We start from the raw sequence: 13973 nt of genomic DNA, 5'->3' as shown, positions 1-13973 counted from the left end.
ATAGAAAGTTTTATTGAATTGACATAATGGTCACTGCACCAAGGAGCTGGGGGCTGTTAAACGAAGAACGACCCGGGCAGGCCCGGGTCGCTCTTCACATCAGCTGACAGGTGCTATTCGGACTTCTTGAAGTAGTCGGACCCACCGACGTATTCCGTGTGGCCGGAGGGGACGTCAGCCGTCACCATGGCGGCCACCTCGGCGGCGAACTCCTCCACCGAGTAGAGCTTTCCTGCCTCGGCGCGGCGGGCCTCGATGGCGCCCGGGTTGGAGCGATCCAGCAGCGTTGCCGTGACCGTGCCCTCGATCATGTCGCCGGAGACCACCACCAAGGAGATCCCCTTGTCCGCCAAATGCGGCAACAGGTCCCGGAGCGCGTCTTCACCGGCACGCTTGCTCTTGGCCACGGGCTCATACTCAGGCATGGTGGGGACTGTCTCCACAAAGTGGGCCTGGTGGCTGGTGACGAAGACAACCCGTGAACCTTCCGGCATCAAGGGAACAGCAGCATTGAGCATGTTGACCTGGGCATCACGGTTCAGCTTGAGGGCATAGCCCTCTTCCATGCCGGACTCCATGCCGCCGGAGGCGTTAAGAACCAGGACATCAAGGGAGCCAAATTCCTCCATGGCTTTGCTGGCCAAAGCGTGCACACCCTCATCGGTGGTGAGATCCGCACCCACAGCAGCAGCGCGTCCACCTGCTGCCTGGATATCGGCAACAACCTTGTTGGCGCGCGGCGCCTTCTGGCGGTAGTTCACGACGACGGCTGCACCGTCGCCGGCGAGGATCTTGGCAACTTCGGCGCCGATACCGCGGGATGACCCCGTGACGATCGCGGTCTTGTTATCCAGCTTTCCCATTCGAGCTCCTTTTGTTCACTTCGTCCAAAAATCCGGGACCTGGGTTCCATCATGCCAGCGCATTGTTGGAATCCAGTTGTAGTACCCGGACAAAAAATACCGCGGCCTGCAGTTTTTAGTGGCCCATCCCCAGGCCGCCGTCCACCGGGATCACGGCGCCGGAAATGTAGGCGGCTTCGTCACTGGCGATCCAGCGGACTACGTCAGCAACCTCGGACGCTTCAGCGAAGCGGCCCGCGGGGACGTTGGCCAAGTAGGACTTCTGGGTTTCCTCCGGCAATTCGGCGGTCATGTCCGTGTTGATGAAGCCCGGAGCAACAACGTTCGCGGTGATGCCCCTGCTGCCCAGTTCCCGGGTGAGGGAGCGGGCAATGCCCACCATGCCTGCCTTGGATGCAGAGTAGTTGATCTGTCCGGGGGCACCGTAAAGGCCCGAAACGGAGGAGATCAGGACAACACGGCCCTTCCGCAAGCGGATCATGCCTTTGGACGCACGCTTGATGACCCGGAAAGCGCCCGTGAGATTGGTGTCCAGGACAGAGGTGAAGTCGTCCTCGCTCATGCGCAACAACAGTGTGTCCTTGGTGATGCCGGCATTGGCCACCAGCACTTCAACCGGGCCATGAGCGTCCTCGACAGTCTTGAATGCGGTATCTACTGACGCCTCATCAGTGACATCGGCTTTGACGCCCAGAATTCCTTCAGGCAGTTCTGATTCACTGCGGTAGGTGACAGCAACCTTGTCTCCGTTGGCAAGAAAGGATCGCGCTATGGCCAGGCCGATGCCTCGGTTGCCGCCGGTGATGAGAACGCTGCGTGCGGCAGGTGTTTCGGACATGTATATGCTCCAGGTTCCGCGGCAGCACGTGCCGCTGTGACAAGGGATTTCCTTGTCGATCCTATCTTCCATGGCTGGAAACCCGCAGGTAGCTGCGGCCTACGTACGGTTTGGGCGGGCAAGCAGTTGGTGAGAGAATTGAAAGAGGCCTTTGGAGCGTGATAAGTCAACTGTGACCCCAGACAGCAGTCCCTTGCAGCGAGTGCCCGGAGAACCGGACGCTGTTTCCAGTGACCCTGAAGTGCACAGCATCACAGATGCTGCCGGTGCCCATTCAGAGGACATGCGCCAACGCATGATCAAGTACGCGGTAGCCATGGGCATCCGCATGGTGTGCATTGTCATGATCTTCGTGGTGGACGGGTGGTTCAAAGTCATCGCGATCGCGGGGGCCGTTTTCCTGCCCTGGTTTGCGGTGGTCATCGCCAATGGGAGCGACAAGGCCGAAATCCACAGCGACTCTTTGCTGGACGACGTCGCAATGCCCGAAATCCAAGGTCCGTCCCAGCCCGCCCGGACTTCCGCGAATGCAGCAGCTGACGAGTCCCCCGTGGTGCTCCAGGGCGAACTCGTTGAGGACGACGACACCATGAACCAACCAGCTCCCTCCGGGGACGGTGCAAGCGATGCCGGCGGGGCCGGCGATGAACGGGCAACACGATGAACATCTTCAACCTCGCCGCAGCAGGCAGCACCGGCCAGGAATCCATGGGGGCGGCGGACCACGCCATCTGTTCGCGCAAGGGATGCAAGGACCAGGCCCAGTGGCAGCTTCTGTGGAACAACCCGCGCATCCACACGCCTGACCGCCGGAAAGTATGGCTCTCCTGCAGTGAGCACCGTCCTTGGCTTGAGGACTACCTGCAGACGCGGAGCCTATGGAAAGAGACTCTCCGGTTTTCGGCGGAAGCCACCACGAACGAGGCCAACTGAATGTACCGTTTCCTCTTCTCCAGCAAGTGGCTGGGGTACTTTGTCCTGGCCGTGATCTTCGCCACCGCGTGCGTCTTCCTGGGGCGTTGGCAGATGGATCGACGCGCAGAGACGTTGGCTGAAATCAATCGTGTGGTCAGTAACTACTCGGCAACGCCTGTCCCTTTCGCGGAGGTCAAGGAGCAGTTCGCCACCCTGGATCCAGAAAAGGAATGGACGCAGGTCCAGATGCGGGGCACTTACGATTTGGACGGCCAGCGGGTTGTACGCAACCGTCCGCTGAACGGACAGCCGGGCTACGACGTCGTGGTTCCTTTCAGGCTGACCACCGGGGAAGCCGTGGTCATCGACCGCGGGTGGCTCCCCATCGGCAACAACACCCCCGGCCGGCCCGATGTGATTCCGGCACCGCCAACAGGCGAAGTAACCGTGGTGGCCCGGCTTAAGCCCGCGGAGCCCAAACTGGACCGGGGCGCCGTCGACGGTCAACTTGCCTCCATCGACCTGGCAAGTTTTGCTACGGAGCTGCCGTACGGGATCGCCACCGGAGCGTACGCCCAGCTCGCCAGCGAGAACCCCGCTGTCCAGCCAATGCCCACGCCGTTCCCCAAACCCGCCACCGAAGAAGGCACCCATCTGTCCTATTCGTTGCAGTGGTTCGCGTTCGGGGTGTTGATGTTCATCGGCTTCGGCTACGCTGCCAGGCAGCAGGCACGCAACGCTGCAATCGACGCCGAAGATGAAGAGAACGAAGTGATTATTGCCGCAGGAGGCACGCCGAAACCCCGCGCACATGCTCCGCGGCGGAACAAGCGGCCAACTGCTGAGGAAGAAGAAGACGCAATCCTGGATGCCCAAGGATACTAAGAACCGCGGTCCTGCCTTGAGGGCGGGACCGCGGCGATGGCCTTAGGCCCGGGTGAAGCGGCGTCAGGCGAGCGTGATCAGGTCCAGGTAGTCTTCGTTCCAGTGGTCCTCAACGCCGTCCGGAAGCAGCACTACGCGTTCGGGGTTCAGTGCTGACACCGCACCTTCGTCGTGGCTGACCATGACGACGGCGCCACTGTAGTTCTTGAGGGCGCCGAGGATTTCCGCGCGGCTGGCGGGGTCCAAGTTGTTGGTGGGCTCGTCAAGGAGAAGGACGTTGGCGCTGGAAGCCACGATCGTGGCAAGTGCCAGACGTGTCTTCTCGCCACCGGACAGGACGCCCGCCGGCTTGTCCACATCGTCACCGGAGAACAGGAACGAGCCAAGGATCCCGCGGACCTCGGCATCCTTCATGTCGGGAGCCGATGAGCGCATGTTCTCCAGGACCGTCCGGTCCACGTCAAGCGTTTCGTGCTCCTGTGCGTAGTAGCCCACCTTGAGGCCGTGCCCCGGAATGATATCCCCGGTATCGGGCTTGTCCACGCCCGCAAGCATCCGGAGAAGGGTGGTTTTGCCGGCACCGTTGAGCCCCAGGATGACCACCTTGGAGCCGCGGTCGATGGCCAGGTCCACATCGGTGAAGATTTCCAACGAACCGTAAGACTTGCTCAAACCCTCGGCCGTCAACGGTGTCTTGCCGCAAGGGGACGGATCCGGGAAGCGCAGGGCTGCTACGCGATCATTCTCACGAACAGCTTCGAGTCCACTCAGCAACCGCTCGGCCCGCTTGGCCATATTCTGGGCAGCCACGGCCTTGGTGGCCTTGGCGCGCATCTTGTTCGCCTGGTCGATCAGGACCTGGGCCTTCTTTTCCGCGTTCGCGCGTTCGCGCTTGCGTGCACGCTCATCGGTTTCGCGCTGCGAGAGGTAGCGCTTCCAGTCCATGTTGTAGTAATCGATCTGGGCGCGGTTTGCGTCGAGGAGGTACACCTTGTTGACGGTGGCCTCAAGCAGTTCGGTGTCGTGGCTGATCACAATCAGTCCACCCTGGTGGTTCTTGAGGAAGTCCCGGAGCCAGGTGATGGAATCAGCGTCCAAGTGGTTGGTGGGTTCGTCAAGGAGGAGCGTCTCGGCATCGGAGTACAGGATGCGGGCAAGTTCCACGCGTCGTCGCTGACCGCCCGAAAGTGTCTTCAGCGGCTGGTTCAGGAGCCGCTCCGGCAGTGCCAGGTTGGAGGAGATAGCCGCGGCTTCCGCCTCGGCTGCGTATCCGCCGCCGGAGAGGAACTCGGCCTCCAACCGGTCGTACCGATTCATGGCCTTGCGCTGGACGGAAGCGTCATCGCTGGCCATGTCCTCGTGCGCCTTCTTGAGCTTCCCCACCACGACGTCCAGGCCGCGGGCAGAAAGAATCCTGTCCCGGGCCAGCTGCTCCATGTCCGGGGTACGCGGGTCTTGGGGCAGGTAGCCGATTTCTCCGCTGCGAGTCACTTTGCCGGCGGCGGGAAGTCCCTCTCCGGCCAGAACGCGGGTGAGGGTGGTCTTACCGGCACCGTTGCGGCCCACCAACCCAATCTTGTCCCCTTTGTCCACCCGGAAATTTACCTGGTCCATGAGCAGGCGTGCGCCGGCGCGTAGTTCGAGGTCCTGGACGGTAATCAATTCGGGTGATGCCTTTCAATGGGGAACGCCTACGGGGACCGGTGGGTCCGGGAAGTGCGGCGGAGGCGGCCGTGAGAACGGCCTGTTTAAGTCTACCGGTCCCCCGGCCACACCCAAACACGGGCCCTTGCACGCGTTGGTGTGGCCTCCATCAAAAATCCATCTCCTGCTTTGTGGAGAGGCTCCAAAAACGGCCGTTCCAGGCGAACGTAATCTCAAAACAGCTGAAACAGCAATCTCATCACCCAGCTCCACTCCCGAACAGGACCACCGTCATGCAGAGCAATTCCGTCACCGATCCACACAGCACAGTCCAACGGCATCGGTGGACTGCCACGGACATCGGGCTCATCGCGGTCTTCGCAGCACTGGTAGCGGCATCGGCCATTGTCCCCGGCGTTCCCGTGGGAGCCCTCGGAGTCCCCATTACGCTGGTGACCCTCACCGTCATGCTCAGCGGACTGGTTCTGGGCGCCGGGCGCGCATTTGCCGCCGTCGGATTGTATGTCCTGCTCGGACTGGCGGGGCTGCCGATCTTCAGCGGCGGCCGCAGCGGCCTGGGCATCCTGGCAACAGCATCCGCCGGATATATCATTGCTTTCCCCCTGGCAGCGGCCGCCACGGGCTATTTGGCAAGCGTCGTCATTCGGAAGACTGTCCGTCAGCGGGGACTCTGGCTGTTCGCATCGGCCATGGTCAGCAGCGTTGTGATCATCCACGGGCTGGGCATCCTGGGGATGATGATCAACGGCAAGCTGGATTTCAGCAAGGCTTTCCTGGCGGACCTGCCCTTCTATCCGGGAGACATTATCAAGAATGTGCTTGCCGTCATCATCGCGCTGGCTATCCACAAAGCATTCCCGGATGTGTTGGTAAGGCGTGCCAAGTAAAGCGGGCACAATCAGTTGATGAACTCGATCAGACTCAACAACGTTTCGGTGCGCGTGGCATTGGACGGTTCCCCCGAGCCCAAGACCCTGCTGCACGAGCTCACTCTGGATCTCACCGAGCGACGCATCGGAGTGATTGGCGCCAACGGGTCCGGAAAGTCCACACTGCTCCGGTTGCTCAATGGATTGGTGATGCCGAGCCAAGGGACTGTGACTGTTTATGGTGACACCACTGTCTCCGCGGTCCGCCGTGTCAGGGCGAACATCGGGTTTGTCTTTACCGATCCACTGTCCCAGTTGGTGATGCCCACGGGGCGCGAGGACGTTGAGCTTTCACTACGCCGTGCCGTAAAAAACTCCCGGAAGCGGGCCTCCCGGGCAGCGGACGTTCTGGCACGCTTCGGCTTGACCGGCGTGGCAGATCAGAGCATTTATGAGCTCTCCGGTGGAGAGCGGCAACTCCTTGCCTTGGCAGCCGTCCTGGCTGTGGATCCCAGAGTACTCGTGCTGGACGAGCCCTCCACCCTCCTTGATCTCCGGAACCGTGAACTACTGCGCAGGACCTTGGCCGGACTGGACCAGCAGATCATCATGTCCACCCACGATCTTGACCTGGCCCGCGATATGGACCGCATCCTGGTGGTGGAAGGGGGCAGAATCGTTTTCGACGGCGAAGCATCCGCGGGCGTTGACCGTTACAGGGAGCTGTGCGCGGCGGACGTTGATCTGCCGGGCACTCCCGGGGGTGGCGGGGTGGCGATATGAGGGGCCACGGCTTCCTGATCGCCAATTACATTCCGGGAAACTCCGTCATCCACCGGACGCCCCTGATGGCTAAGTTCCTCCTGGTGGCAGCCTGCGGAGCCGCGTCCTTCCTGATCGTGGAGTGGGCAGTATCCCTGATCATCTTCGCTCTCATGTGTGGCCTGTTTTTGCTGACGGGGGCCGGTATCCGCCGGCTGGCCCGGGCTGTCTGGACGGTGGCGCCGATCTTGCTGGCAATCGGGCTGTTCCAGTGGTGGCAACTCGGCGGACCGACAGCGGCGCGCATTGTGTTGAACGTGCTGGTCTGTGTTGTTGCCGCCTCTGTGCTGACTGCCACCACGCCGGTACAGGATCTGTTGGATGGCGTGGTGTGGTTGGCCAAGCCATTGCGCCGCTTCGGTGCCGACCCCGAGCGGTTCGCCCTGACCATCGCCGTGATGCTCAGGAGCATTCCGTACATTGCAGGCGCCTTCGCCGATGTCCGTGACTCTGCGCGTGCCCGGGGCCTCGAACGTAACCCCAGGGCGCTGGTTCTCCCCGTGTTCATCAGCACCGTTGCGTACGCCCGGCAGACCGGTGACGCTTTGGCTGCCCGTGGCCTCGGGGAGGCCGAGGACACAGACGGCAACAGCTAGAGCGGTGCGTACCGCAGCAAGGCAGCGGTTCCCATTCCGCCGGCGATGCTGATCATCGCCAATCCCAGGGATTCTTCTCCGGAAGCCCGGAAACGTTCCCGCGCTTGGGCGAACAAGCGCGTCACCAGCACCGCCCCCGATGCACCGTAGCCGTGGCCCAAGGCCAAAGCTCCGCCTTCCAGGTTTGCCCGTGCCGGGTCAAGGCCCAGATGGTGCAGGCAGGCGATGGTCTGGGAGGCGAAGGCCTCGTTGAACTCGATCAAATCGAGGCAGTCCGGGTGCACCTCCCACGCATCAAGCAATCGTTCCGCTGCGATGGCTGCCCCTATGCCCAGAAGCTCCGGATCCACCCCGGCGGTATCTGCGCCCAGAACCACCAAGGCGTCTGACGCGCCCAGCTCACGTGCACGCCTCAGGGAGGTGACGACGACGCCGGAGGCGGCATCGGCGTCGAAGCACGAGTTCCCTGCCGTGACCGAACCGCCGGGGACGAAGGCAGGCGGGAACCTCGCCATCATGGACTCCCGCAACGAAGGGCGGGGACCGTCGTCGGCCGTCACAGCTACTCCACTGTCCGTGAGCGGAACGATCTCCCCATGGTGTTTTCCGGCGGCAGCCGCCGCCAACGCACGGCTATGGCTGCGGAAAGCGTACTCATCCTGCTGTTCCCTGGTAACCCTGAACTTTACGGCGACGTTTTCCGCGGCAACCCCCATGTCCGGATCTCCAAACCCAGGCGGCACGAAGGTGGCCCTGGAGTAGAAGTCCAAGCCGCCGTCGGCGTTTCTGTTGGCACGTGCGGGCGCCGTACTGATGCTCTCGACTCCGCCGGCCAGGAACAGCGGGTCACCCCCGGCAGCCACCAATGTGGCGGCCAACGCGATGGCGTCCAAGCCTGAGCCGCATTGGCGGTCCACGGTGAGGCCGGGGACCGTGATGGGAAGTCCCGCCTGGAGCGCAGCAAAGCGCGCTACGTTTCCGCCTCCACCCACGGCATTGCCGATGATGACGTCTTTCACCCCTGAAGGATCAAGCTTTGCCCTGGATAACAGCTCGCGAAGGACCGGAGCCAGGAGGTCGGGTGCCTTCAGGTGCCGGAATTGCCCGTTTGCCCGGCAAATCGGGGACCGGACCGCTTCAATGATCACCGGCTGCAGGGATTCGTCAATGACTTGTATGGGTCCCGTGGTGTCAGCCAAGGATCTGCGCCCGGGGATCGTGGTTCTTGATCCAGTCCAGAAGGACCTTCCGGCTGACCTTCCCGCGGTCGGTCATGGGCAGTTCGGACAAGAGGTAATACTGCAACGGCCACTTGTCCCGTGCCAGGAGGCCGTCGAGCCCCGTCCGCAGTTGCGTTGCTGTTACCGCGCCGCAGGCAGGCACGACGCCGGCAATCACCTTTTGTCCGCGGATATCGTCCGGGGCTCCAGCAGCGACGGCCGCCTCGACTCCCGGTACGGAGGCGACGGCCAGCTCAACCTCGTGGGGATAGACGTTCCTCCCTGATGTAAGGATCATGTCTGACCTGCGGCCCAGGATGTGCAGGACTCCGTCCTCCAGGTAGCCCTGGTCACCTACGGTGTACCAGCCGTCAAGGCAGCGGAACGCGCGGCCATCGTCGCCCCATAAATAGCCGTTGCTCACCATGCCGCTGCGGACGCTGATGTTGCCGTGGCGCCCGTCCGGGAGGAGGGAACCCTCGTCATCAAGGATGGCCAGCTCTACTCCCGGAAAAGGCGAACCTATTCCGGTGCCCCCGGCATCGAGGGGCTGACCCGCAGCAAGCCGTGTTCCCGATACGAAACTCAGCTCCGAGGCGCCGTAGTACTCATGGATGGCAGCGTGGGGCGCCCAGCGGCGGGCCGCCTCCAGTGTCCGGGCATCCAACTTTGAACCAGCGCAGATGATGCTCCGGATACCGGAGGCATCAACGTCCCCGGCCAGGCCACGTTCACTCAGCAAGCGGAGCATGGTGGGTGCCAGGACCAACCGGGTGATGCCGTCATGGCTGATGGCCGCGTGTGCGTCGCCTACATCGAAGGATTCCAACGTATGGAAAGCGGATCCGGCATAAAGGCATTCGGACAGGGCATAAAGGTTCAAGCTGGCAGAAAGGGGTCCAGGCGCCAAGGTCCTGTCTTCGGGCAGCAGGCCAAAAAACTCCATGGACGCTTGGAACGACAACTGCCACGAATGACGCGAGCGGGTGAAGGCCTTCGGAATGGAGGTTGTACCGGATGTCAGGCCAATGAGGAAGGTGCTGGAAGGCTCGCCGTCCGTAAGTCCGGTTTCGGTGACCTGACCCTTATCCACGATGCGGGATGCCAGCTCGTCAATCATCGCCCCGGGCCATTGCGGGTCCAGGACCGCGCAGCGCCCCTCCCCCGCCACGGCTGCTGCGAAGGCGGCCACGAAGTGCGTTGAGTTCGGCTCGGCAAGAACCGTAGTACCCGCTGCTCCGCCAAGAAGGCCCGCGGCAGCGTCACGAAGTCCGGCCCAGGTGAGCCGGGCGTTACCCACCACGACTGCGGTGTCGTGGGGGCGCTCATCGGCCCAGAGCTGAAGTTTGTCCAGGAAAGGCATCCCCGTAATTTTACGGCAGTGTTCGGCACCGGGCAGCAAAAGTGACGTCTATTCTGACTGTATGAGTTTCAATGACGGTGCACAGCTTGACCCTTCCCAAGTGGAAGACCGACGCGGCAGTGGGATGGGCCGCGGGACCAAGATCGGCGGGGGCATAGGCGGCGGCATTGTTGTGCTGCTCTTGGCCCTGTTCGGCATCAACCCCAGCATTCTTGGAGACCTGACGGGAAGTGGAAGCCAACCGCCCGCCGTCGGGGGCAGCAGCCCCGGTGCGGGAGGCGTCCAGGAATGCCAAACCGGCGCCGATGCCGACAAACGCCTGGACTGCAGGATCACGGGAACGGTGAACAGCCTCAATGCCTTCTGGCCGTCATACCTTGCCGACTACAACGTGAAATATACCCAACCAGGCACTGTCATCTTTGATCAGGCCACCAACACCGGTTGCGGCCCCGCCACCACCGCAGTAGGCCCGTTCTACTGCCCCGCCGATGTGAAAGCGTATTTTGACCCCGGATTCTTCGACGAACTGGTGACCCGCTTCGGCTCTTCCGGTGGGCCCTTGGCACAGGAATACGTGGTGGCCCATGAGTTCGGCCACCATATCCAGAACATCCTGGGCAACCTCGACAAGGCACAGCAGGACCCCCAGGGCCCCCAGTCCGGCGGTGTCCGCGTGGAGTTGCAGGCCGACTGCTACGCGGGCCTGTGGGTAAGGCATGCCACGTCCCAGACAGACGCCAGCGGGAAACCATTCCTTGATCCGATCACCCAACAGGACCTGCAGGACGCTTTGTCCGCGGCCTCCTCCGTGGGTGACGACCGGATCCAGCAAGCTGCCACCGGCCGTGTTTCACCGGAGTCATGGACCCACGGCTCCAGTGCACAGCGGCAGAAGTGGTTCTCGCAGGGTTACAACACCGGCGACATCAACAAGTGCGACACCTTCGGCGTGGCCAACCCGTAGCGGGCTGATTGCTTAAAAAGAATGGTTCCGGGCGTTGCGCCCGGAACCATTCTTATTTGCCGATATTCCCGCTCAGCGGGGAAGGAAACGAATCAGATATTGAAGCCGAGGGCCCGCATCTGGTCCTTGCCGTCGTCGGTGATCCGCTCGGGACCCCATGGCGGCATCCATACCCAGTTCAGGCGCCAGTCATCAACAACGCCGTCAAGGGACTTTCCTACCTGCTCCTCAAGCACGTCCGTCAGCGGGCAAGCCGCTGTGGTAAGTGTCATGTCGATCAGGAGGGCACCGTCCTCTTCGGAGTACTTGAGTCCGTAGAGGAGCCCAAGATCCACGATATTGACGCCCAGTTCGGGGTCGATGACGTCCTTGAGGGCCTCTTCGACGTCCTCAAGGCTGGTACGCGCCGCATTGATTTCGGTCATGGATTGATCCTAACTAGGCCTGTACGGCAGGAGCAACGGCAACGCCGGCGCCAGGCGCGTAGCGGTCGTAGCCCTCTTCTTCGAGGCGGTCGGCCAACTCGGGACCGCCCTCTTCAACAACCTTGCCGTCAACGAACACGTGGACGAATTCAGGCTTGATGTAACGCAGGATGCGTGTGTAGTGGGTGATGAGCAGCGTGCCCATGTTGCCCTCGGCGTGCGCACGGTTGACGCCCTCCGAGACAACCTTCAACGCGTCGACGTCCAGACCGGAGTCGGTCTCATCGAGGATGGCGAACTTCGGCTTGAAGAGTTCCAGCTGAAGGATCTCAACACGCTTCTTCTCGCCGCCGGAGAAGCCCTCGTTGACGTTGCGCTGAGCGAAGTCGGCGTCGATGCGCAGCTGCTGCATGGCAGCTTTGACGTCCTTGGTCCACGTGCGCAGGGCCGGTGCTTCGCCGTCGATCGCAGTCTTGGCGGTGCGGAGGAAGTTGGTCATGGTGACACCAGGAACCTCAACCGGGTACTGCATGGCCAGGAAGAGGCCGGCGCGGGCGCGCTGGTCCACGCTCATCTCCAGCACGTCTTCGCCATCCAGGGTGATGCTGCCGCTGGTGACGTTGTAGCGGGGATGTCCGGCAATGGTGGAAGCCAAGGTGGACTTGCCCGAGCCGTTGGGGCCCATGATCGCGTGGGTTTCGCCGGTCCTGATGGTCAGGCTGACGCCCTTCAGGATCTCTTTGGTGCCCTGCTCCGTCTCAATGCTGACGTGCAGATCCTTGATCTCAAGAGTAGACATGCTCTTCTTTCTTTTTCGTTCGTAAGTCTGGCAATCCGGGCGCGCTCAGTAGTTTTGGACCGAAGCGCCGTTCACAACATTGGTCACGTCCACGTAGACGTCGTCACCGTCGATAGTGACGGCGAAAACGGGCACGGGATCGTAGGCAGGCAGCTGAAGGGGTTGTCCGCTGCGCAAATCAAACTGGGAACCGTGCCCCCAGCACTCAATGGCACAGCCTTCAACCTCCCCTTCGGACAAGGAGATATCCGCATGGGAGCAGGTGTCTCCCACGGCGTGGATGACGCCCATGGAATCCTTGACGATTGCGACCGGGTAGTCATCGATCAGTACCCGCAGTGCCTGCTTGACCTGGATGTCATTGGCATTGCATACCAGTTCACCCTTGGTTTGTTCGCTCATGTTGTGTCCGGACTGCCTGTCTTGGTAAGTGGTGGACGTTAGTTGTCGGTCTCGGAGAACTCGCGCTCTACGGCCTCGGTCAACCGGTCCTCGATCGCAGGAACGTTGATTTTCTGGATGATCTCGTTGAGGAAGCCACGGACAACCAACCGGCGGGCAACATCCTCGGGGATGCCACGTGCCATCAGGTAGAACAGGTGCTCATCGTCGAAACGGCCGGTTGCACTGGCGTGCCCGGCGCCGGCAATGAGGCCCGTCTCGATTTCGAGGTTGGGCACGGAGTCCGCCCGGCAGCCATCGCTGAGGACCAGGTTCTGGTTCTTCTCGTAGCTGTCGGTGCCTTCCGCGTTCTTCTGGATCAGCACATCGCCGACCCACACGGTGTGGGCACCCTTGCCTTGGAGTGCTCCCTTGTACAGAACATTGGAAACACAATTGGGCTGCCCGTGATCAACGAATGTCCTGTGTTCAAGGTGCTGTCCGGCATCAGCAAAGTACAAACCGAAAAGCTCAACCTCGCCACCCGGAGCGGCAAAGCGTGCGGTCGGCGTGACGCGGACCAGGTCACCGCCCAGGCTGACAACAATGTGCTTGAACTTGGCATCACGGCCGATTTTGGCCTGCTGCGAGGAAGCGTGGACCGAGTCGTCGTTCCACTCCTGCAACGAGACCACCGTGAGCTCGGCTCCGTCCTCAAGAATGATCTCAACATTCTCGGACACCACTGCTGTTCCTTCGTGGCCAAGTACCACCAAACCCTTGGAGAACTTCCGGGCCACAATAACCACATGCTGGGCAGAAGCTTCAGAGCCAGAGCCGGCAAGGGTCACGGTGATTTCGGAGTCCAACGGCGTCTCTGAAGGAACCGTGATCACGGTGGCTTCCTTGAAGTTGGCCCAGGCGTTGGCAGACACGCGGTCCTCAGGGATGCCGGCCTGACCAATCCGCTGATCGTCGCGACCCACGGTCTCCACAGTGACTCCTGCCGGAGCCGTGACAGAGACAGTCGGAGCTGCGCCCGTGAGTGCTTCCGAGTGCAGGCCGCGGAGACGACGAAGCGGTGTGAAGCGCCAGTCCTCTTCGAGCCCGGTCAGGGCTGTGAAGTCCTCCAGGTTGAAAGACGTCAGGCGGCCCGCACGCGAACTGTCGGGAACACCGACGCCGCCACCGTGCGAGTGGCTCTTGGCCGACGCCCCGGCGAGAGGACCCGCGGAGGGCTGTGCCGCCGTCGAGCCTTTTGCGTTGATGGGCGAGAGGTTCTCGCCCTCTTCGGTGAAGCCATCAATGAACGGCTGTGCTGAAGGAGCGCCAATGCGCGCCTTTTCAGTAGTGATATCAGTCATT

15 protein-coding genes and 1 pseudogene are annotated in these 13973 nt (G+C 62.0%); 7 read left to right on the top strand and 9 right to left on the bottom strand.

Annotation, left to right across the window (positions count from 1 at the left end):
- Window positions 1-113: 113 nt before the first annotated feature.
- Together JOE60_RS09210 and JOE60_RS09205 are read right to left on the bottom strand one after the other, a co-directional pair.
- Entirely contained in the window at window positions 114-863 is a 750-nt protein-coding gene (locus tag JOE60_RS09210; RefSeq protein WP_167266594.1) for an SDR family oxidoreductase, read from the bottom strand.
- A 115-nt stretch (window positions 864-978) separates the two neighbouring features.
- A complete protein-coding gene (locus JOE60_RS09205) occupies window positions 979-1701 on the bottom strand; it encodes a beta-ketoacyl-ACP reductase (protein ID WP_167266598.1) in 723 nt (240 codons plus the stop codon).
- Between the two features lie 151 nt (window positions 1702-1852).
- Here JOE60_RS09205 and JOE60_RS09200 point away from each other — a divergent pair, with 151 nt between their 5' ends.
- The 3 genes from JOE60_RS09200 to JOE60_RS09190 are packed head-to-tail and all read left to right on the top strand — an operon-like array spanning window position 1853 to window position 3501.
- Window positions 1853-2365, top strand: a complete 513-nt coding sequence (locus tag JOE60_RS09200) for a DUF3099 domain-containing protein (RefSeq protein WP_167266603.1) — start codon at window positions 1853-1855, stop codon at window positions 2363-2365.
- The gene (locus tag JOE60_RS09195) at window positions 2362-2634 is read left to right on the top strand and encodes a hypothetical protein (protein ID WP_167266607.1); all 273 of its coding nucleotides are present in this window, start codon (window positions 2362-2364) and stop codon (window positions 2632-2634) included. The genes JOE60_RS09200 and JOE60_RS09195 overlap by 4 nt, the downstream gene beginning before the upstream one ends.
- Window positions 2635-3501 carry an SURF1 family cytochrome oxidase biogenesis protein gene (locus tag JOE60_RS09190; protein WP_167266611.1) on the top strand — a complete coding sequence of 289 codons (867 nt, stop codon included), beginning with the start codon at window positions 2635-2637 and terminating at the stop codon, window positions 3499-3501.
- A gap of 63 nt (window positions 3502-3564) precedes the next feature.
- On the opposite strand, the gene JOE60_RS09185 is transcribed toward JOE60_RS09190, so the two are convergent.
- On the bottom strand, window positions 3565-5163 hold the full coding sequence (locus tag JOE60_RS09185; RefSeq protein ID WP_167266615.1) for an ABC-F family ATP-binding cassette domain-containing protein: 1599 nt from the start codon (window positions 5161-5163) through the stop codon (window positions 3565-3567).
- Between the two features lie 275 nt (window positions 5164-5438).
- Between JOE60_RS09185 and JOE60_RS09180 the strand changes: the two genes are divergently transcribed.
- The 3 genes and pseudogenes from JOE60_RS09180 (at window position 5439) to JOE60_RS09170 (ending at window position 7453) form a co-directional block, all read left to right on the top strand.
- Window positions 5439-6053, top strand: coding sequence for a biotin transporter BioY (locus JOE60_RS09180; RefSeq protein ID WP_167266618.1), 615 nt, complete (start codon window positions 5439-5441; stop codon window positions 6051-6053).
- Between the two features lie 123 nt (window positions 6054-6176).
- Window positions 6177-6818, top strand: a pseudogene (locus tag JOE60_RS09175) (energy-coupling factor ABC transporter ATP-binding protein); the annotation flags it as partial.
- Window positions 6815-7453, top strand: a complete 639-nt coding sequence (locus JOE60_RS09170; protein WP_167266626.1) for an energy-coupling factor transporter transmembrane component T family protein — start codon at window positions 6815-6817, stop codon at window positions 7451-7453. The pseudogene JOE60_RS09175 and the gene JOE60_RS09170, both read left to right, overlap by 4 nt.
- On the opposite strand, the gene JOE60_RS09165 is transcribed toward JOE60_RS09170, so the two are convergent.
- Both JOE60_RS09165 and JOE60_RS09160 read right to left on the bottom strand, forming a co-directional pair.
- Entirely contained in the window at window positions 7450-8652 is a 1203-nt protein-coding gene (locus JOE60_RS09165) for a thiolase family protein (protein ID WP_208381447.1), read from the bottom strand. The genes JOE60_RS09170 and JOE60_RS09165 overlap by 4 nt on opposite strands.
- Complete coding sequence (locus tag JOE60_RS09160; protein WP_167266630.1) at window positions 8645-10036, bottom strand: class I adenylate-forming enzyme family protein; 1392 nt, start codon at window positions 10034-10036, stop codon at window positions 8645-8647. The genes JOE60_RS09165 and JOE60_RS09160 overlap by 8 nt, the downstream gene beginning before the upstream one ends.
- Before the next feature lie 61 nt (window positions 10037-10097).
- On the opposite strand from JOE60_RS09160, the gene ypfJ reads away from it, so the two are divergent.
- Entirely contained in the window at window positions 10098-11003 is a 906-nt protein-coding gene (gene ypfJ, locus JOE60_RS09155) for a KPN_02809 family neutral zinc metallopeptidase (RefSeq protein WP_167266634.1), read from the top strand.
- A 92-nt stretch (window positions 11004-11095) separates the two neighbouring features.
- Here ypfJ and JOE60_RS09150 read toward each other — a convergent pair whose 3' ends face one another.
- The 4 genes from JOE60_RS09150 to sufD are packed head-to-tail and all read right to left on the bottom strand — an operon-like array spanning window position 11096 to window position 13972.
- Window positions 11096-11428, bottom strand: coding sequence for a metal-sulfur cluster assembly factor (locus JOE60_RS09150; RefSeq protein ID WP_167266638.1), 333 nt, complete (start codon window positions 11426-11428; stop codon window positions 11096-11098).
- A gap of 13 nt (window positions 11429-11441) precedes the next feature.
- Window positions 11442-12227 carry a Fe-S cluster assembly ATPase SufC gene (sufC, locus tag JOE60_RS09145; protein ID WP_167266642.1) on the bottom strand — a complete coding sequence of 262 codons (786 nt, stop codon included), beginning with the start codon at window positions 12225-12227 and terminating at the stop codon, window positions 11442-11444.
- A 45-nt stretch (window positions 12228-12272) separates the two neighbouring features.
- Window positions 12273-12629 carry a non-heme iron oxygenase ferredoxin subunit gene (locus tag JOE60_RS09140; RefSeq protein WP_167266645.1) on the bottom strand — a complete coding sequence of 119 codons (357 nt, stop codon included), beginning with the start codon at window positions 12627-12629 and terminating at the stop codon, window positions 12273-12275.
- A 38-nt stretch (window positions 12630-12667) separates the two neighbouring features.
- Window positions 12668-13972: a Fe-S cluster assembly protein SufD gene (sufD, locus tag JOE60_RS09135; RefSeq protein WP_167266648.1), complete on the bottom strand. Its 1305-nt coding sequence runs from the start codon at window positions 13970-13972 to the stop codon at window positions 12668-12670.
- Window position 13973 lies beyond the last annotated feature (1 nt).

It is taken from the genome of Paenarthrobacter ilicis (assembly GCF_016907545.1).
GTDB classification, from domain to species: Bacteria; Actinomycetota; Actinomycetes; order Actinomycetales; family Micrococcaceae; genus Arthrobacter; species Arthrobacter ilicis.
The sequence above is the reverse complement of the archived record's forward strand: the minus strand, read 5'-3'. Positions and strand labels throughout refer to the sequence as shown.